This is a genomic window from Paucilactobacillus wasatchensis (assembly GCF_000876205.1).
Classification (GTDB): domain Bacteria; phylum Bacillota; class Bacilli; order Lactobacillales; family Lactobacillaceae; genus Paucilactobacillus; species Paucilactobacillus wasatchensis.
Genome location: NZ_AWTT01000042.1, coordinates 1 through 18,762 on the forward strand (window position 1 = coordinate 1; position 18,762 = coordinate 18,762).

Consider the following 18,762-nt stretch of genomic DNA (forward strand, 5'->3'; position numbering starts at 1 on the left):
TCCTGGGGTATTTTGTGTTGTTCCTGGTGAAAAGTGGAACGAAAATGCTCAGACATACTTCAGTATTCTTGAAGAAGGTATCAACGAATTCCCTGGTTTTGCTCCAGAAATTCAAGGTGTCTACTTCAAACAAGAAGACGGACGTACAAATGCATACGGTTACGTGCTAGAAGAGCAAAAATAGTACCAATAGAGCCAAACGACTCTGACTAAATTGTTCGATGAGAATTTATTTACGAAAGGATTAAAAATGAAATTATTAGGTATCGCGTGCTCAGAAGAAGCTCAGAAATATTTTAAAACAACAAGAGATATAATTGATGCAGAAAAGGACTCCGACTTCACTGATGTGGCCGCAATTGTCCTTACTGAAGATGATCTCGACTTGATTAACAAAATTGATGAGACACATTTCGATATTCCAGTATTTCTAATTACCAACGATGCGGCTAAAATTGATAAAGACTTACGCGCTAAGATTTATCACCTTATTGATGATGATGCTAAGTACACGAACATGTACGATGGCGAAATCGAAGCTGCCGCTGTGGAATATGAAAAGAAAATGATGCCTCCATTCTTCGAAGAGCTACAAAAATATGCTGACGAAGGAAATCTTAGTTTTACAACACCAGGGCATCATGCTGGCAAGTTCTTTATGCGTCACCCAGCTGGCCGTTGGTTAGTTAACTATTACGGTGAAAATTTATTCAGATCTGATTTGAGTAGTTCTGATGTTGCAGTGGGAGATTTATTAACTCACGGTGGCGCACCTCTTTCAGCTGAACAACATGCTGCAAAAGTTTTTAATGCAGACAAAACCTATTTTGTTATGAACGGTACATCAACATCAAATGCGATTGTTACTTCTGCTGCAGTTGCGCCTGGCGATCTAGTATTATTTGATCGCAACAACCACAAATCAAGTTACATTTCGGCACTCGAAAATGCTGGTGGAATTCCAATCTATCTACAAACGGAACGAAACCCATTTGGTTTTATCGGTGGTATCAGTGATGCCGTCTTCAATGAAAAGCATATCCGTGAATTAATTGCTAAAGTCGATCCAAAACGGGCCAAGGAAAAACGCCCAATTCGGCTCGCCATTATTGAATTAGGAACTTATGATGGTTCTATCTACGATGCTCGCCAAGTTGTTGATCGAATTGGTAGTTTATGTGACTACATTCAATTTGATTCAGCTTGGGTTGGATACGAACAATTCATTCCAATGATGAAACCAAGTTCACCATTATTATTAGACCTTGGACCAGAAGATCCAGGTATCTTGGTAACTCAGTCTGTTCATAAACAACAAGCTGCGTTATCACAAGGCTCTCAAATTCACAAAAAGGATAAGCATATCAAGGGCCAAAAGCGGTATATTACCCATAAGCGATTTAACAATGCTTATATGAAATATACTTCAACTTCACCATTCTACCCAATGTATGCATCTTTGGATGTTAATGCTTACTTGATGGAAGGTAAAGCCGGCGCTGAAATGTGGAAGAATACTGTTAAATTAGGTATTGAAGCACGTAAGCGGATGTTAAATGAGTCTAAATTATTCACACCATTTATTCCTACTGTTGTTAATGGTAAGAAATGGGAAGATGGTGATACCGAAGAAATGGCAGATAATCTTGATTTCTGGCGTTTCAAGAAGGGTGAAAGCTGGCATTCATTTGAAGGCTATGCTGATAATCAATATTACATTGATCCTCTTAAAGTTATGTTTAAGACACCTGGTATCAACATGGAAACTGGTGAGTATGAAGATTTCGGTATTCCAGCAACAATCTTAGCTAGCTACTTACGTGAACACGGGATTGTACCAGAAAAGAGTGATTTAAACTCAATTCTATTCTTACTAACTCCTGCTGAAACTAAGACCAAGCTAGATAATCTGGTCAATTTAATTCTTCGCTTTGAAGATTTAATTGAAAAAGATGAAAAACTTGAAAATGTCCTCCCACACGTCTATGCAGATAATGCGAGCCGGTATAGAGGATATACGATCCGTCAACTTTGCCAAGAAATGCATAATTTCTACAAACAAAGCAATGCTAAGAAGTTCCAGAAAGAATTATTCCAGGAAGCTACATTACCTGAACAAGCAATGACACCATATGCTGCAGATAAAGAATTAATTCGCAATAATGCTGAATTAATTCCATTGCAAGATATCGTTGGTCGCGTTGCTCTTGAAGGAGGATTACCTTACCCACCAGGGATTTTCGTTATTGCGCCTGGTGAGCGTTGGACTGAAAGTGCACAGAAGTACTTCTTAATTCTCCAAGATGGTATTAATCAATTCCCTGGTTTCTCTCCAGAAATTCAAGGTGTCTACAACGAACCGCAAGCTGATGGCAAAGTTAAAGCCTATGGCTATGTTCTAGATGATGAATCTGTAATAAAGAAAAACTAAACTTATAGTTATTGGAGAATGTGATTATGGCAGAAAACAAAAAAAAGATGAGCGTGATGCAGCTGACAATTATTACAGCTGTTAACATGCTTGGCTCAGGTATCATTATGTTACCTTCCAAGCTCGCTCAAATCGGTACAATGTCAATTCTTTCTTGGCTTGTTACCCTAACTGGTGCCCTGTGTTTAGCCTATTCCTTCGCACGTTGTGGAATGTTCAGTAACCGTACCGCCAGTGGTATGGGTGGTTACGCTGAATATTCATATGGTAAAGATGGTAGCTTTATGGCCAACTTTACTTACGCAATTTCATTGGTTATTGCTAACGTTGCCATTGCCATTTCCGCTGTTGGATATGGTGAAGTGTTCTTAGGCGTTACGCTAAAACCGTTTGAAATTACTTTGAGCGCTATGGCATTAATTATTATTACAACTGTTGCTAACTTCTGGGGACCTCGTGTTACTGGTAACATCGGAACAATCACAGTTTGGGGCGTTATCGTTCCAGTTGTTGTTCTGTCAGTTATTGGTTGGTTCTGGTTCAGTCCTCATATGTATGCATCATCATGGAACCCACATCATGAAAGTTTATTTACTGGAATTAGTGCCTCAATTCCAATTACATTGTGGGCCTTTCTTGGATTGGAATCAGCAGCTGCCAACTCGGATGCCGTTGAAAATCCAAAGAAGAACGTTCCAATCGCCGTTCTTGGTGGAACTATTGGAGCCGGAATAATTTATATTCTATCAACTAACGTTATGGCCGGAATCGTTAATAACCACGCGTTAGTTACATCTAATGCGCCATTTGGTTTGACATTTGCAACCATGTTTACACCAGTTATTGGTAAAATTGTCATGGGCTTGATGGTCTTAGCATGTATCGGTTCATTGTTAGGTTGGCAATTTACTGTTGCTGAAGTGTTCCGTAGCTCAGCGAATGAAGGTTACTTCCCAGCATTGTTCAAGAAGGTTACAAAACGAGAAGCACCAATCGTCGGAATGGTTACTCTGATGATTTGCCAAATTCTCTTATCATTATTGACAATTAGTCCTAACTTAATTAATCAATTTAATACTTTAGTTAACTTGGCGGTTGTTACTAACTTGGTTCCTTATGTCTTGGACATGGGTGCTTTGAAGACAATTCAGATGTCTGCTGGTTTAACCAAAGAGTCTAAAGGATTCAAACTGACTAACGTAATTGCTGTGATTGCCGGAATTTATAGTTTGTATTCTATGTATGCTAGTGGAAGCGAAGCTATGGTTCTGGGTGCATTAGTTGCATTTGCTGGTTGGACAATCTATGGATTTGTTTCTTACAAGTATGATTTACCTGATGCACAGAAAGAATCTCAACAAAATAATGCGTAAAGCTAATCGTTTACTACGTTTTTTGCAATCGTTACGCGTTAGAAGATATAGTAATAATTTGAATTTTTGAGAATTATTTTGCCGATAAGAAAGATGTATCTCAAATACAGCTCTATCTCTGATTATATGGGATAGGGCTGTTTTATTTCGAAAATATTTCCCAGGTAATAAATAGCTGAATGTTTGGAGCACATGTCAGGTTGTCATACTGGACATTTGATTCATTAGATCGATATACTAGATCTCGTACGTTATTAACTATCAAACAAGGAAGTGCTATTGTGACAAGCAAAACCAAACGGGCCATTTTTATTTTAATATTTAGTGAATTCCTGGTTTGCCTGGGAATTAGCTTGGTGATCCCGGTAATGCCGTTTATTAAGAATGAATTGCATTTGACAGCCACTGATATGGGAATTATGACTTCGTTATTTGCTTTGGCACAATTTGTTGCTTCACCAATAATTGGCCGGTTATCGGACAGAATCGGTCGTAAACCTGTTTTGGTTGTGGGCCTGTTTTTATATATGTTATCTGAAATTTTATTTGCTATCACAAATCAGTTATTGATGTTTAATATATCGCGAATTGTGGGTGGTCTATCTGCTGCTATGGTTGTACCGACTGCAATGGCTATGGCAGCAGATATCACTACTAAACGGCAACGTGCAAAAGTGATTGGCTGGCTCTCTGCTGCCTTTAGTGGTGGTTTAATATTAGGACCAGGAATTGGCGGTATCTTGGCTAAAATCGACTATAAAGCACCGTTTTGGATAGCCGGTTTAATGGGGCTACTGAGTACGATTGCACTAGCGACACTTCTGCCACAAGAGGATGAATTAGGCCATAACGATGGGGGCCCAGTTAGGGCTGAAATTGAGGCACCAACCAAATTAATTCATTTTTTAACCAAGCCAGTCGTCATTTTGTTTACAATGATCCTGGTTTCATCATTTGGGCTGCAAGGATTTGAGAGCATCTATAGTATTTATGTCAACGAAGTGTTCAATTTTAGTTTGGATAACATTGCGTTAGTACTAACACTGAACGGGATTATCTCACTGTTGTTGCAAGTATTGCTATTTGATCATCTAGTTGTGTGGTTTAAAGAAACGAAAGTTATTCGCTACTGTTTCTTTCTTAGTTTTGCCGGAACAATTTGGATTGTATTGGCCCACTCTAAGTGGGAGGTAATTGTCGCCACCTTGATCGTTTTTTCGGCGTTTGACCTACTGCGGCCAGCAATCACAACGATGCTGACAAAAATAAGTACGCAAAATCAGGGTTTGATTAATGGATTAAACATGTCGTTAACCAGTGTAGGAAACGTCATTGGACCAATTATGTCTGGTGCCTTGTTAGATATGAATTATCATTATCCATATGTTGTTGTTACGATCTTTTTGATTATTTCGTTTGGGATGACTTACCTGATTAAAGATCGGACCAGCATAAAGGTAGTTTAAATAGATTGGACTAAAAAAGGCGCCTGGTTGGGCGTCTTTTTACATCCAATTTTTTACTTAAACGCAGCAATGATTCGCTCAATGGCTGTAACTAATTGTGCTTTGGGGGTGGCAAAATTCAATCGGAACCAGTGTTCACCATTCGTACCATATTGGGAGCCGCGGTTGAGTTGAACTTTCGCTTCTCTAATCAGTTTTTGGTCGATTTCGTCATCTGACAAACCAGTTTTTGAAAAGTCTAACCACATTAAATAGGTTGATTGTGGCAACATAGGCACAATCTTGCTATTAGTGAACAGCTTGTAGGCTGTATCCCGATTAGTGTGTAAATAGTTAATTAATTCAGTGTGCCACTGCTCTCCCTTGCTCAAAGCAGCTGCAGTGGCATTGAAACCCATTGCGCTAATTCCATCGCCAAACTCGGTTTCGATTAGTGTGTTGATTTTGTTAGCTAAAAATTCATCTTTAACAAACATATATGCGTTTTTAACGCCTGGCATGTTAAATGTTTTGGTGGCAGCGGAAATTACGAGGCCCACACTAGCTGCATCTGGTAATTCTAATAATGAAGTAAATGATTCAGGTTGATATACCAGGTCTTGGTGAATTTCATCTGAAATAATAAAGGTGTGGTACTGCTTGGCCAGTTGGACTAGTTTAGCTAAGTCTTCTTCGGACCACACGTGACCACTAGGATTTTGAGGATTACACAAAATCATCAAGGGTACTCGTTGGGTCGCAAGCGTGTGTTCTAATCGAACAAAATCAATGCAATATTGATCATCAGCGTCAATTGTTAGTTCAAAGTTTAAAATGTGGCGACCAGAGTTGCGAATTGCGCTGGCGAAGGGCGCATAAACCGGGCAAAAGATTAGCACGTTGTCGCTGGGCTTAGTAATAGTGCGTAGTGCGAACGATAAACCAGGTAGTACACCGGTGAGTGGAATTATTTGTTCCGGTGTTAATTCTAAGTGGTGATGTTGTTGTTGCCATTTAATAATACTTGGAAAATAGTCGTGTGGAGCGGAGGTGTAGCCTAGAATAGATGAAGCTGGTAAAAGATCATCACGGATGAAGTCTGGGGTAGCAAAATCCATATCAGCTACGGTCATTGCGATTACGTCACTATTTTCAGGCTGGTCAGTGATTGCCCACTTGTGGCTACCGGTGTTTACTCGATTTATGATTGTGTCAAAATCCATTGTCATGTCTCCTTTGAAAGTTATGAGGTTATTTTAACATTAAAAAGTAAAGTGCGAGGCCGACGTGACTCGATAAAATCGTTTCACATGAAACAAAGCTGATCAAGCCATTGCATTTTTGCATGCTATAATTACGTTAGTCGTCGCTCGCGGATTAATAAAATGTGGGGTAAATTTATGAGCTTAAGAACTAGTCATGTTGTGTATAATAATCAAACCGTTGATTGGGACATTGAAACAATTTTTGATGCAACAAAGTTTGATCAGTTGCTAGGAATTACCTATTCTGTTTCTGCAAAATTTATCCAAACCTATTTAGAAAAGTTCAATCATACAAAGTTGGTAGTTGGAATCAATAATGACGCGGTTCAAAATGCTGCCAACAGTGAAATTAACAAAGCAACCTTTAAAGAAGCAATGGCACAAGTATTAAAGAGTTCATCGACTAAATTATTTGATAATTTGGATGAGAAAAGTCGTGACAAGGTAATCAACCACACAATGGAACTACAGGTCCCTTCAATCGGTTATGAAATTCACTCCAAGTTTTATTTGCTTAAAAATAGTAAAACAGGTGCCACCAGAACGATTGTGGGTTCCGCTAACCTATCGCAGGCCGCATTCGATAATTCAATTAACCAGTTTGAAGAAATATTAATTTTTGACGATAGTCCGTTGTACGATATTTTGATGACCCAATTTGAGGACAACATTGCACCGATCTTAACTGATTATTTTCCACGTGAGTTGTTCAAGGTTGTTTAAGAAAAACAGACAGATCTTGATTTACAGGTTAATTTTGCAGCTCAAGGCGATCCAACTCAATTTGGTGGTATCACAATAATTAATGAAGAAGATCTTGATCGAATTAAGAATCATGATGTTCTTGATAAGATGGCCAATGTCCAACATAAAATTCAATTGGGATTGCTTGATGATGATATTGCCGGTGATATTAAAGAGATTCCAGCAGAGCAGTTTTTAGCGCGCAGCGAAAATAAAGATGCTGCCCAGTTAACTGAAACAACCTACAAGATTGCAAAGGATGTTATTTCTCCCCGCAGTAAAACACCGCAATTAGTGAGCCCCCAAACGATGAAAAAGAAAATCACCCAGCATCTAACAGTTAAAGTGGTTCGAGATGTTAATGAAGAAGTCCCACAGCGACCATGGCTGATTAGAAAAGACACCATGATTGATACGGTAAATGATAAATCCGGATTGTTAATCAAGGATGCCATTAAACCTGACATTTTAGTTAACTTCGGCAAACGGGCAACACTAGCTGAGATTGAGGGTAGTTTTAAAAACATTAATCACTTGCTCGACAATTACCAAAAATATACCGTCAACTACACGGATGATTATGGTTCCAGAATTATGGAGACAATTTTTTATGCTTTTTCAGCGCCGTTTATATCAGTTATGCGTCAACATGCTCGCTCAAAAGAGGAACGTAACGACATTCCGCAATTTTTGTTTTTAGGTGGCATTGCGGGTTCCGGAAAGTCGAGCTTACTGCGAATTTTAGCAAAAATGATGCGGGTATCGACTAAGACTGAGGATTTTATTAATTACAACACTATCTTACCTCGTGGAGTGCACAATAAAAAATCACAGACCATTACTCAATTAGGAAATTGGCTGCTGGAGTCCAATGTTTATCCGCTACTAATTGACGAAATTCCGGGTGAATTTTTTGGAAATTCAAAGTATGGTAACGATTTGATTGTTAATGTGACAAATGAAATTGATAATGCGCACGATACTTACCCGGCTTTGATTGGAACAACCAATAATGATGCGTATTCTCTGCCGGAGCGAGCTCGTCGACGCAGCTACTATCTAAAAAATGATAAGCCGTTTGACGAAGAGTATCGACAAGCCTCTGTGCAAGCGTATAAAGAAGTTTTGGATGGTGCCAGCAACACTTTGTTTCAAGATTTTGTGCTCAGATTTGCTGATAAAATACAGGATGAAACGACACAGTGGTCAGTGTTTGAACACGGTGGTAAAGTGGATTTCTTAACGGTAACTCGTAATATTTTTAAGGAATACTATGCTGAAATGGACCAGCCGCTGCCAATTTATTTTCCGCAACATCGCTATGACGATTCACAAGAATCAAATCAGGAAAAGTGGCGTAAATTATTCCTGGGTTCTAGTCGCGAGGACTTTACGTATAATAAGGAAACCAAAACACTATTATTTAAGATCACAACATTGGATGAAAATGCTAGTCGCTACGGGGATGATAAGCGCTCTCGGATCTACAAGGATGCACTATCGCCAAAGGTAATTGTTGGAACAGCGGATGGTATTGACATTAAATTAAACGCAGCATTGTTTTTTAAATGGATCGATATTGAAAATCCATTTAAACACCGTTCTGGGTGGCGCAATTTTTTTAAATAGAAGTAAAAGTAAGTAGTTGAAGGTATAAAAAAACGGGTTGCCAGTTATTTGGCAATCCATTTTTTAAAATTTATCTAACTTGATCCAACAATGCAGACATAAACTCATCCGCATCGCCAACAAACGCATAATCCGATTTATCAAAAATCGGTGCCTTTGCATCTGTGTTAATCGATACAATTTGCTTGGCATTTTCAATCCCGACTGCGTATTGTACAGCACCGGAAATACCAAAGTTGATCAAAAGGTCAGGGGCAATCGTATTACCACTTTGACCAATCTGGTTTTCATGACTGAATCCTTCGTTATCGGTTAATGGGCGGGAAACACCAACCATGCCACCGAGCTTGCCGGCTAATTTTTCAGCCTTAGCGATCACTTTTTCGTTGTTAGCGCCGCGGCCGAGTGCGATAACCGTCTTAGCATCACTGATGTTAGCGGCACTATTGATGACGGGCGTCTCACTGACGACTTCAATGTTTGCTTCTGGATGAAAAGTGAATGAATAATTCACCGTTTCAGTATCAGTAGCGGCCTTAACAGCTTTAAATGTGTTCGGTCTAATTGTTGCCATTTGTGGTCGTACATCTGGGCAAATAATTTCACACATAATGTCATCGCCATAAGTAGGCTTGACCTGCACCAGATCGTCGCCATCAAAGTAAATATCTAAGCAGTCAGCAGTTAAGCCGGTCTTCAATTTAGCTTGCAGCCGTGGAGCTACCGAACGGCCAAGGACCGTGGCAGGGAACAGTAAACTGTTTGGCTTCAGGTCGGTCACAACTTGATCCAACGCATCAGCGATTTCACCGTCACTGGCATTATGGAACTGGTCATCTTTTAAAATTACCATTTTGTCAGGACCGTATTCTTTGACTGTTGCCTCAACGTTCATTGATTCAGTTTCTGCAACCAGAGCCACTACTGGACGGTCACCGGCTATGTCACGGGCCTTGGTGATTAATTGCAAACTAGTTGGTTCAACGTTTTGGCCGTTCAATTGAACGAATACCCAAATTTCATTATTCATTAAAATCACCCCTTAATTATTCAAGTCTGCTAGCAACTGAGCCACGGCATCCTTGGCGTTGTTAGGTAGCATTTGCGTTTGACGGCCGGCTTTTTCCGGTGAAAAGATTCGCTTAACCACGGTTGGAGATCCAGCTTGTCCGATTTGAGTGGGGTCAACAGCAAGTTCATTTTCTGACCAAATGGTGATCTCCTTTTCAAAGCTCTTTTGAATGTTTAATGGTGTTTCATAACGTGGACTGTTCATTTCGCTGCGAACGGTAATTACGGCCGGAAGTTTTACTTTAACTTCTTGAACAACGTTATCGAGTAACCGGTGGCCAGTTAATTGGTTGTTGTCCTGCAGTTCTAAGCTTTCAGCAAACGTGACCTGTGGTAGTTGCAAATCCTCAGCGACGATTGGTCCTACTTGACCAGTATCCGCATCGACGGATTGGCGACCAAATAAAATTAAGTCAACGTCGCCGATTTTTTTGATGGCTTCACTTAATACATAGGCGGTCGCCAAGGTGTCGGCGCCACCAAATTTACGCGAACTGAGTAAAATGGCTGAATCAGCGCCCATCGCTAAGCCGTCACGTAGGGAAGTGATATAACTATCAGGGCCCATACTGAGCAGGGTTATTGTGCCACCAGCCTGTTGGCGGAGTTCAAGGGCAGCTTCAATAGCATTACGGTCAAATGAGTTAATGATGCCTTCGACATTGCTTCGGACAAGGTTATTGGTTTTTGGATCTATTTTAACGGTATCAGTGTTTGGCACTTGCTTGATACATACGACAATCTTCATGATTGGTCTCCTTTTTAGCTAAAATAAAAGTTATTTATTTACTTCTTTCAACGAAATTTCAGTATTCATCTTCTCCACGGTTCCTTCGGCAATTTCCATTGCACGGGCGTCACGGATCAGATGCTCGATTGGATATTCACGACTGTAGCCGTAACCAGCAAGTACTTGGAGCGCTTTGTCGCCTGATGAGACGGCGCTGCGGCTACCATACGATTTGGCCATTGCAGCCACTTTTGAGTAGGGCTCACCAGCCACTTTCAATTCAGCACCATGTTGATAGAGCAATTCTGTATTCTGTTTAGCAATCGCAATGTCGGTAATTTTTTCTTGAATGGTTTGTAGTTCGTAAAGCGGAGTATCTAATGCTTTTCGTTGTTTAGCGTAGTCAACGGCAATTTTTAATTCATGTTGCATAATACCAGCTAACACAGCACCCATTAAAACACGGGCATCGTCGTGAGCGTTATTACCAATTTCCAGCCCTTGACCAATAGAACCTAGTAGATGATAGCCAGGGACCTTGATATGGTCCATGACAATTTCACCGACTGGCGTACCACGAAGGCCAATAAAGTCTTCACGCTTACCAAATGAAAAACCCGGCATATCTTGATCAACTAAAAAAACAGCCATTTGGTCATCTTCAGTTTTAGCAAGCACACAATATACTTGCGCTAAGCCGCCATTTGTAATCATGATTTTGTCGCCAGTAATGACCCAATTATCGCCTTGCTTAACAGCCCGGGTTGAGATTCCCTTCGGATTGGAGCCGCCAGAAGATTCGGTTTGCGAGAACGCAAAAATTCGTTTAGTTGCAGTAGGCAAATATTTTTCCAATAATTCTGGTTGCCCGTATTTTAGTAATTGTTCTAGTGTCTTGAAATGGCCTTCTAGAGTAACAGCCATACTGGCATTGCCAAATGCCATCGCGTTGATGGCTTGTGCGGTGGCAACATAATCAAAGCCAGCACCACCATACTGACGGGGAAGAGTCATTCCAAGCAAGCCATTATCAATTACCTTTTGGAATAATCCGTCTGGATAATCGCCTAACTGGTCAATTTTCATATCTAGTGGGGCGAGTTCATTAGTCGTAAAGTCAACAATCATGCGATGCAACATGTTTTGTTCAGCAGTTTTATCATTCGTCATAATTCCATCCCTTTAGTTTATATTTTCACAATCTCTCATTGCGTTTATAATACCGTTTTTTAGATTGTTGGTCAATTGTTTGTGTCTGATAATCGTTGGTTTATCAGGTGGTTTGTAAGCAAAAGGTTATTTTCATAAGTTAACTAATCTTTACAAAAAAGAGGGAGATTGTGATTTTTTTAGTAGATGTTTCATGTGGAACAATGGCTGTTATTTTTATGTGCGTTTTATTTTTTATAGACAAAACATTTGCAGTTATTTGCACTGTGGCTGAAACGTGTTCACAGCCACAGATATCTGAGTGTAACAAAAAAATAGCAACATTATAATTCAAAAGGCGAATTACAATATTGCTATTTTTACGTTACACTCCAATGCTTGTACATGGTTATTTGCACTGTGGCTGAAACGTGTTCACAGCCACAGATACCTGCGTGTAACAAAAAAATAGTAATATTATAATTCAAAAATCGAATTATAATATTACTATTTTTACGTTACACTCCGGTATCTTAACGTGGCTGTTCACACTCTAGAACTTGATTGTTTCTCCCACGTAAATTGTGTACGGACTCGAAATGCCGTTTTTACTTGCTAAACTAGTCCAGCTCACTCCCTTAGCAGCTGCGATGGCTGATAGGGTATCACCACTTTTTACTGTGTATGAGGAACTACTTGATGAACTGGAACTTGAAGTTGATGAGCTACTTGAGCCACTTACTTTAATAGTTTGTCCAACGTAGATTGTATAAGGACTTGCAATACCATTTTTACTTGCTAATGCAGTGTAGCTCGTTCCATATTTAGCGGCGATACTTGATAAAGTGTCGCCACTCTTAACTGTATATGTGCCGCTTGTTGTTGTGGCCGAACTTGATGACGAAGAGCTGGAAGAACTTGCTGCCCCTGAAATTGTTAATTTCTGTCCAACGTAGATTGTGTATGGACTTGAAATACCGTTTTTACTTGCCAGTGCCGTGTAGGTCGTGCCATATTTAGCAGCAATGGCGGACAGAGTATCGCCACTCTTAACTGTGTACGTTGACGAACTTGATGACGTTGAGCTTGAACTTGAACTGCTTGAGCTTGATGATGAACTGTTCTTAATCGTCAGAACTTGTCCAACATAGATTAAGTTAGCGTTGCTTAATTTATTTAACGAAGTCAACGTTGAAGTACTGGTACCATACTTAGTAGCGATGGCTGATAATGTATCACCGATCTTAACGGTATAAGTTGTGCCACTAGTAGTCGTACTTGATGAACTCGAACTTGACGAACTGCTTGATGAGCTTGAACCTTGCTTAACTAACAAAGTTTGCCCAACGTAGATTAAGTTAGCGTTGCTAATACTGTTTAATGAAGCTAGGGCAGCAGCGGTAGTACTGTAGGTGCTTGCAATGCCAGATAATGTATCGCCACTCTTAACCGTATAGTACGTTGAATTGCTGCTCGAACTAGATGAACTGGAACTAGATGAAGATGATGAACCAGTGCCAGAGATACTGGCGCCAGCTAATGCAATCGTATCTAGTTGCGTCAAGTTGTACATTGAAATCAAACTATTTAATGATGATGCATAGTTTGGATCAGTAGCGTAGCCGTCAGATTGTAACAGTGATGTCACTGTCTTGTAATTAGTTACACCTAATAAATTGCTGTAGCGTGAATTTGAATATAGGAAGTAACCGTGATCGGCAACACTTTCAGAGTTATTAGCATAGGCTCTAAACTGGGCGTAAACCGTAACGTAAGCGCCGTTGATATATTCTTTTGTAGGATAATTAATTGAGTTACCGTTATAAGTTCCTTTAATGCCAAATAGGTTGTGGGCTTTGGTAGATAAAGAAGACTTACCCCAGCCACTTTCAAGGATTGCTTGCGCAACAGTAACGGAAGGTAGAACACCATATTTAGTCCAGCCTTCAATTGCACCAGCTTCAACACCTTCGATGAATGCTTGCAAAGTAGCGTTCGAGCTAAACGTTGGCTGTGTGGCGGAAGCAGCAGCGGCCACGGCCACGACCACGACTGTTTGAGCAACGCCAGTTTCTTCATAAACTTGAAGTGCGGCCGATTTAGCTGCTTCAATTGTGCTGTCATCTTCAGTTACTAAAACAGCAGTATTAGCTGAGCTGCTGGTAGCTGAGGAAGTTGCAGTGGCACTTGATTCTGCTGAAGTACTTGTAGCACTTGAAGATGCAGCACTTGTTGCACTGGAAGTTGCTGAATTGGTGGCGCTAGAAGTAGCAGAACTTGTAGCGTTTGAAGAAGATGCGGTACTAGCATCGCTAGTGGCTGAAGATGCAGTAACCGCAGTAGCAGTCACATCACTTGCAGCACTGGCAACTGCTGTTGCAGCTTCACTTAATGCTTGGGCGCTCGCACTCGCGGATGCACTGGTGGCAGTATCGCTAGCACTGTCACTACTCGTACTTGTGGCACTTGCGCTCAGAACGGCAACATCGCTGTCACTGGCAGTTGAACCAGCACTGCTGGTTGTTGTTGCAGCTTGATCTGCATCATTTACTGTAGAAGTTGTATCGGCGTGGGCTGCGACGCCTGTGGCACCTAACCCAATTGAAAAGGCGGCAATTCCAGCAAAGACCCATTTGCGCCCCTGTTTGTACATTTTATAATGTAATTTATGATCCATTGGTTGATTATTTTTCATTAATCCTCTCTCCTTTGGAAATGTGATAAGTAAAATTTACATCAGTTAATTTAAAATGATAAGAAATAGTTACAATTGTTAAAAATTAACTAAGATTACTAACTACCGATACAATATCATCAATTGCCCTGTTGTGTCAACGTCTTGCATGATACAAATTAATTTATAGAAGCATTAAAAAAACCACGTAATGTGGTTAATAATTGAGTGAAATGCTTAATTTTCGGACAAGCACTTGATAACTGAAATAAAAAAGCAACGCAATGATATTTTTAGTGTAAGCAGAAATTGTTAAAATTTTTTTACTATTTTTTGCTTTTTTTGGCCTTGTTTCACCGATTTAAGCTAAAAGTTATACTAGCAACGACTTGAAATCGTATTTATGGTATTAACCAAACTATGTAATTTGATTGATGAAGCACATTAAAGAGCTGATTGCATTGCGTTTTTGATCGGGATATACTGACCTCTAAGAAAAAATAAATGATCGGATGTGACCGCACAATGTGTACAAGTGTAATGTATCAAAATGCAAACGGAAAATGGTTTTTAGCGCGAACAATGGACTTTGCGTTTGAGCTGGGTGGGCGGCCAGTTGTGATTTCACGCGATTTTCATTTTAATAGTGATGCCGCACAAAATGGGTTTGATACCAAGTTAGGTTTCACGGGTGCTGGCCGCGACTTAAATGGCTACATTCTCGTTGATGGGGTTAATGAAGCAGGCGTGGGCGCCGCTACACTTTATTTTGATGGTTTGGCTAAGTTTGCCACCGCTGCAGATATAAACAAGCTAAATTTGGCGCCCCATGAGGTGGTTAACTGGATATTGGGAAATGTGACTAGTGTCGCTGACTTGAAAGGTAAAATCAATCATCTTAACATTATGGCGGTTGCCAACGAACTATTTCAGATGATTGTTCCATTGCACTGGATTGTTAGCGATAAAACTGGCGCGTGTGTCGTGCTAGAACAGGATGAAACCGGCATGCATGTGTTTGATGATCCGGTTAAGGTGATGACTAATAGCCCTGATTTTAACTGGCATTTACAAAATCTCAACAATTATGTTCAACTAAAGCCAACTTCACATAGCGCCAAAACATACGGTGAGTTTCACTCAGATGCTTATGGTCTTGGAACTGGAGCTCTTGGTTTACCTGGTGACTACACCTCTGTGTCGCGCTTCATTCGGGCGGCATTCATGCGTGAAAATACAACTAAGGCTAAAACAACTGCTGGTTCCATTAATGCTGTGTCGCACATTTTAAGTAGCGTGGAGATTCCTAAAGGGGTTAAGTCTGATAACGAGGGTGGTTTTGGTTATACGCAGTACCGTGGTTACATGAGCTTAGACGAGGGTGCTTATTACATGCAACCATACGATGACCAGACGATTACACGGGTAGTCATGACACCGGAGCTACTGAGTGCGTCGCAACCGACGGAATATCCGCTCCAAGCAGAGCAACAATTTAATCGTGTCAATTAAATAAAAACTACTAGTAATCTGGTTGCCAATTCAGACAATCAGTTACTAGTAGTTTTTTTATTTGTTTCCTATTAGAACAATATGATTTGTTACCGTGCACTTTAACGAATTTATTTGGTGTTTTTCATAAATTTTCTTAATAAGCGAACTTCATCATCAGTCGGGGCACTCGTCATTGATTTAATATTGTGGATCCGCTCGACAGAAAGCTGACTGCCAAATGCAACATCGTTATCGGCCATGTGCTTTTGTTTTTCAAATGCGATAATTTCTTCTGCTAATTCACTTAAATCACTCATGAACTCACTCCTTAAAATTTATTAAATCGGTTGCTTACCTATGTTTATTGTAGCGTTTTTTGGTTAAAATAGATAGAAAAGTTATGTTTGTGAGATTTTGTTGTTTATCTGTGGCATAATCTTAACTAGATAGTAAGTTAGGAATAGGAGTAGGAAATATGTGGACTGGATGGAATTGGGTTGGAATTATTTTATGGATTATAGTGGTTGCGTATATTGTCTACGTCATCCATTTTATTCGCGTGAAACAACTAATGTTAATTGTCAGGACAAAGAGTGCATTTGCCTGGAAAAATACATTGCAATACACAGGACTGCTGGTGGTTGCCTTGGCTGCCTTAGTGGCAATGTCTTACTTAACCTTTTTTAGACAAGTCGATATGTCTAATCACGAGCAAATTGAAATTTCAACCAAGTATCATCCACTGGTACTGACCCCGATTAAAGAAGATTTTTACTACGTTCAAGCTAATCGTCGGTCGCAAGGAGACAAACCGGTGATTTCATATTCATATTGGTTGAAGAATAGTAAGTACACGATTAGTGGCCATAATGGGACGATCGTCGACGGCGACAGGCCGATGAATGTGGTGGCATCAGTTTATCCGTGGAACAGAACTAAATTGAAACAAGAAGATACCAAAAACGGCAAAGCATTCGTGGCGGTGATGAGTATCCGCTATAAAAAGACCTTTCTGAATGGATTGGGAATGCGCAGTGGGCATTTGGCTAACCGTTATACAATGATTAGGGTGCCATCTGAAGGTTTTGTTTACCATAAATAATTTACATTTAATCGCAGCATTTGAGTAACCGAGAGTTAGTTGGTTGCTTAAATGCTTTTTTATTTGGTTCAATGTAAAGAAAAGTGACATAGTGAAACTGCCGATGTATCAGGGATTCAATGACTAAATTTCTTTTAAAAATGCAAACAAGTGTATTTTAGCTTGACTAATAGTTAATTCGGTGTTATATTTTCTTACATCAAAGATAAATCGTGAGGAGGAGAATACATGAACGCGGCCAATACATCATTTTTAGTTCTTGCCAGTATTTTGGTGTTATTTATGACGCCTGGTTTAGCGTTTTTCTATGGTGGCCTTGTGTCAAAACGAAATGTTGTTAATACAATGCTATCAGTATTCTTCATCTGTGGGCTAGCGATTATCCTGTGGATTTCATTTGGCTACACACTATCATTTTCTGGTGATCATGCTGGGGTGATCGGTAACTTAAACCATTTTTTCCATCGTGGTATTGATTTGACGACGGTAACTGCTACTAAAATACCGGTTGGCTTGTATTCTATTTTCCAGATGATGTTCGCAATCATCACACCGGCATTATTTGTTGGTGCGGTTTTGGGACGAATGAGGTTCAAATTTCTGTTGTGGTTTATCGTTTGTTGGTCAATTTTGGTTTATTATCCAATGGTTCACATGGTGTGGAGCCCTCACGGTATTTTGGTGGCTATCGGAACGATTGATTTTGCCGGTGGCACAGTAGTTCACATTAACGCAGGGGTCACCGCATTGATATTATCAATGTTTCTGGGGCATCGTATTAACTATCAGCAGGCCACTAAACATTATAATTTACCGTGGGTGCTGCTTGGAACAGCTATTTTGTGGATTGGTTGGTATGGGTTTAACGCAGGCAGCGCATTGGCAATCAACAACATTGCAGTTCAGGCAACGATGACTACCACAGTGGCAACTGCCAGTGCCATGATTGCCTGGTTGCTAATCGATATCTATCGCACTGGTAAACCGACTTTAGTGGGAGTTTGTACGGGAACACTATGCGGCTTGGTTGGGATTACGCCAGCGGCCGGTTATGTGACAATTGTTGGCGCGTTTATCATTGGTATTGTAGCCACATTGACAAGCTACGTGTTTGTGAATGTGGTGAAACCTAAACTAGGTATTGATGATGCACTAGATGCATTTGGTTGTCATGGGGTTAGCGGGATTGTGGGCAGTTTGGCAACCGGATTTTTTGCCAGCAGAACTGTCAATCCGAGCATTGATGCTAGTGGGCTTTTTTATGGAGGTGGTTGGCATTTATTTTCCATTCAACTGGTTGCGACAGTCGCAACGATTTCATTTGTTGGCGTCATGGTGGCAGTGATTGTGGTTGTTTTGAAGGCAATCATGCCAATGCGTGTTTCTGCAGCTGAAGAAAGAGAAGGATTAGATCTTGGTGAGCATGGCGAACAGGCAGATTACATGGTCGCCAGAGACAATGAAATTGGCCATTATCAAAAAGAATTTACAGGTCAATTGGCGAAATTGAATAAACAGGCTGGAATGCATAATAATTAATATAGTTATTCAATAGCGGTGTGGGCACGGTTATTGTTCAACACGAAATCTGAATGATTGCGTGAGACTAACAATCTTAATTTAACAGCAAAAAAGCGACGAATAATGTTTTCGTC

Annotated in this window: 15 protein-coding genes; 9 read left to right on the forward strand and 6 right to left on the reverse strand. The window is 40.2% G+C overall.

Annotated elements, in window-relative coordinates; translation table 11 throughout:
• The 4 genes from WDC_RS07390 to WDC_RS07405 all read left to right on the forward strand — a co-directional run.
• Positions 1-184, forward strand: a 184-nt coding sequence (locus WDC_RS07390; protein WP_044011227.1) for an Orn/Lys/Arg family decarboxylase, incomplete at its 5' end; no start/stop codon positions are given.
• Between the two features lie 66 nt (positions 185-250).
• Positions 251-2,431 (forward strand): ornithine decarboxylase, encoded by a 2,181-nt coding sequence (gene speC, locus WDC_RS07395; RefSeq protein WP_044011228.1) that lies wholly within the window; start codon positions 251-253, stop codon positions 2,429-2,431.
• Between the two features lie 26 nt (positions 2,432-2,457).
• A complete protein-coding gene (gene potE / locus WDC_RS07400) occupies positions 2,458-3,804 on the forward strand; it encodes a putrescine-ornithine antiporter (RefSeq protein WP_044011229.1) in 1,347 nt (448 codons plus the stop codon).
• A gap of 281 nt (positions 3,805-4,085) precedes the next feature.
• Positions 4,086-5,270, forward strand: a complete 1,185-nt coding sequence (locus tag WDC_RS07405; protein WP_044011241.1) for an MFS transporter — start codon at positions 4,086-4,088, stop codon at positions 5,268-5,270.
• 53 nt (positions 5,271-5,323) lie between these two features.
• On the opposite strand, the gene WDC_RS07410 is transcribed toward WDC_RS07405, so the two are convergent.
• Positions 5,324-6,472 carry a MalY/PatB family protein gene (locus tag WDC_RS07410; RefSeq protein WP_052497826.1) on the reverse strand — a complete coding sequence of 383 codons (1,149 nt, stop codon included), beginning with the start codon at positions 6,470-6,472 and terminating at the stop codon, positions 5,324-5,326.
• A gap of 177 nt (positions 6,473-6,649) precedes the next feature.
• Between WDC_RS07410 and WDC_RS07415 the strand changes: the two genes are divergently transcribed.
• A complete protein-coding gene (locus WDC_RS07415; protein ID WP_044011231.1) occupies positions 6,650-7,237 on the forward strand; it encodes a phospholipase D family protein in 588 nt (195 codons plus the stop codon).
• Positions 7,238-7,366: 129 nt separating this feature from the next.
• Positions 7,367-8,887, forward strand: coding sequence for an NACHT domain-containing protein (locus tag WDC_RS07420; RefSeq protein WP_044011232.1), 1,521 nt, complete (start codon positions 7,367-7,369; stop codon positions 8,885-8,887).
• Positions 8,888-8,957: 70 nt separating this feature from the next.
• Here WDC_RS07420 and WDC_RS07425 read toward each other — a convergent pair whose 3' ends face one another.
• From WDC_RS07425 to WDC_RS07440, 4 genes are all read right to left on the reverse strand, one after another.
• Positions 8,958-9,917 (reverse strand): electron transfer flavoprotein subunit alpha/FixB family protein, encoded by a 960-nt coding sequence (locus tag WDC_RS07425; protein ID WP_044011233.1) that lies wholly within the window; start codon positions 9,915-9,917, stop codon positions 8,958-8,960.
• Between the two features lie 12 nt (positions 9,918-9,929).
• Positions 9,930-10,706, reverse strand: coding sequence for an electron transfer flavoprotein subunit beta/FixA family protein (locus tag WDC_RS07430; RefSeq protein WP_044011234.1), 777 nt, complete (start codon positions 10,704-10,706; stop codon positions 9,930-9,932).
• A 30-nt stretch (positions 10,707-10,736) separates the two neighbouring features.
• On the reverse strand, positions 10,737-11,858 hold the full coding sequence (locus tag WDC_RS07435; RefSeq protein ID WP_044011235.1) for an acyl-CoA dehydrogenase family protein: 1,122 nt from the start codon (positions 11,856-11,858) through the stop codon (positions 10,737-10,739).
• A gap of 532 nt (positions 11,859-12,390) precedes the next feature.
• Positions 12,391-14,532, reverse strand: coding sequence for a LysM peptidoglycan-binding domain-containing protein (locus tag WDC_RS07440; protein WP_044011236.1), 2,142 nt, complete (start codon positions 14,530-14,532; stop codon positions 12,391-12,393).
• A 504-nt stretch (positions 14,533-15,036) separates the two neighbouring features.
• On the opposite strand from WDC_RS07440, the gene WDC_RS07445 reads away from it, so the two are divergent.
• A complete protein-coding gene (locus WDC_RS07445; RefSeq protein WP_044011237.1) occupies positions 15,037-16,023 on the forward strand; it encodes a choloylglycine hydrolase family protein in 987 nt (328 codons plus the stop codon).
• A 110-nt stretch (positions 16,024-16,133) separates the two neighbouring features.
• On the opposite strand, the gene WDC_RS07450 is transcribed toward WDC_RS07445, so the two are convergent.
• Positions 16,134-16,322 carry an LBP_cg2779 family protein gene (locus WDC_RS07450; protein WP_044011238.1) on the reverse strand — a complete coding sequence of 63 codons (189 nt, stop codon included), beginning with the start codon at positions 16,320-16,322 and terminating at the stop codon, positions 16,134-16,136.
• Positions 16,323-16,480: 158 nt separating this feature from the next.
• Here WDC_RS07450 and WDC_RS07455 point away from each other — a divergent pair, with 158 nt between their 5' ends.
• Together WDC_RS07455 and WDC_RS07460 are read left to right on the forward strand one after the other, a co-directional pair.
• Positions 16,481-17,107, forward strand: coding sequence for an LVIS_2131 family protein (locus WDC_RS07455; protein ID WP_044011239.1), 627 nt, complete (start codon positions 16,481-16,483; stop codon positions 17,105-17,107).
• Between the two features lie 228 nt (positions 17,108-17,335).
• Positions 17,336-18,646 (forward strand): ammonium transporter, encoded by a 1,311-nt coding sequence (locus WDC_RS07460; RefSeq protein ID WP_044011240.1) that lies wholly within the window; start codon positions 17,336-17,338, stop codon positions 18,644-18,646.
• Positions 18,647-18,762 lie beyond the last annotated feature (116 nt).

Excerpts from the sequence above, each read along its gene's own strand:
- WDC_RS07455 (WP_044011239.1), top strand. The coding sequence starts at position 16,481 with ATGTGGACTGGATGGAATTGGGTTGGAATTATTTTATGGATTATAGTG.
- WDC_RS07410 (WP_052497826.1), bottom strand. The coding sequence starts at position 6,472 with ATGGATTTTGACACAATCATAAATCGAGTAAACACCGGTAGCCACAAG.
- WDC_RS07425 (WP_044011233.1), bottom strand. The coding sequence starts at position 9,917 with ATGAATAATGAAATTTGGGTATTCGTTCAATTGAACGGCCAAAACGTT.
- WDC_RS07420 (WP_044011232.1), top strand. The coding sequence starts at position 7,367 with ATGGCCAATGTCCAACATAAAATTCAATTGGGATTGCTTGATGATGAT.
- WDC_RS07415 (WP_044011231.1), top strand. The coding sequence starts at position 6,650 with ATGAGCTTAAGAACTAGTCATGTTGTGTATAATAATCAAACCGTTGAT.
- WDC_RS07460 (WP_044011240.1), top strand. The coding sequence starts at position 17,336 with ATGAACGCGGCCAATACATCATTTTTAGTTCTTGCCAGTATTTTGGTG.
- WDC_RS07445 (WP_044011237.1), top strand. The coding sequence starts at position 15,037 with ATGTGTACAAGTGTAATGTATCAAAATGCAAACGGAAAATGGTTTTTA.
- potE (WP_044011229.1), top strand. The coding sequence starts at position 2,458 with ATGGCAGAAAACAAAAAAAAGATGAGCGTGATGCAGCTGACAATTATT.
- WDC_RS07430 (WP_044011234.1), bottom strand. The coding sequence starts at position 10,706 with ATGAAGATTGTCGTATGTATCAAGCAAGTGCCAAACACTGATACCGTT.
- WDC_RS07440 (WP_044011236.1), bottom strand. The coding sequence starts at position 14,532 with ATGAAAAATAATCAACCAATGGATCATAAATTACATTATAAAATGTAC.
- speC (WP_044011228.1), top strand. The coding sequence starts at position 251 with ATGAAATTATTAGGTATCGCGTGCTCAGAAGAAGCTCAGAAATATTTT.
- WDC_RS07450 (WP_044011238.1), bottom strand. The coding sequence starts at position 16,322 with ATGAGTGATTTAAGTGAATTAGCAGAAGAAATTATCGCATTTGAAAAA.
- WDC_RS07435 (WP_044011235.1), bottom strand. The coding sequence starts at position 11,858 with ATGACGAATGATAAAACTGCTGAACAAAACATGTTGCATCGCATGATT.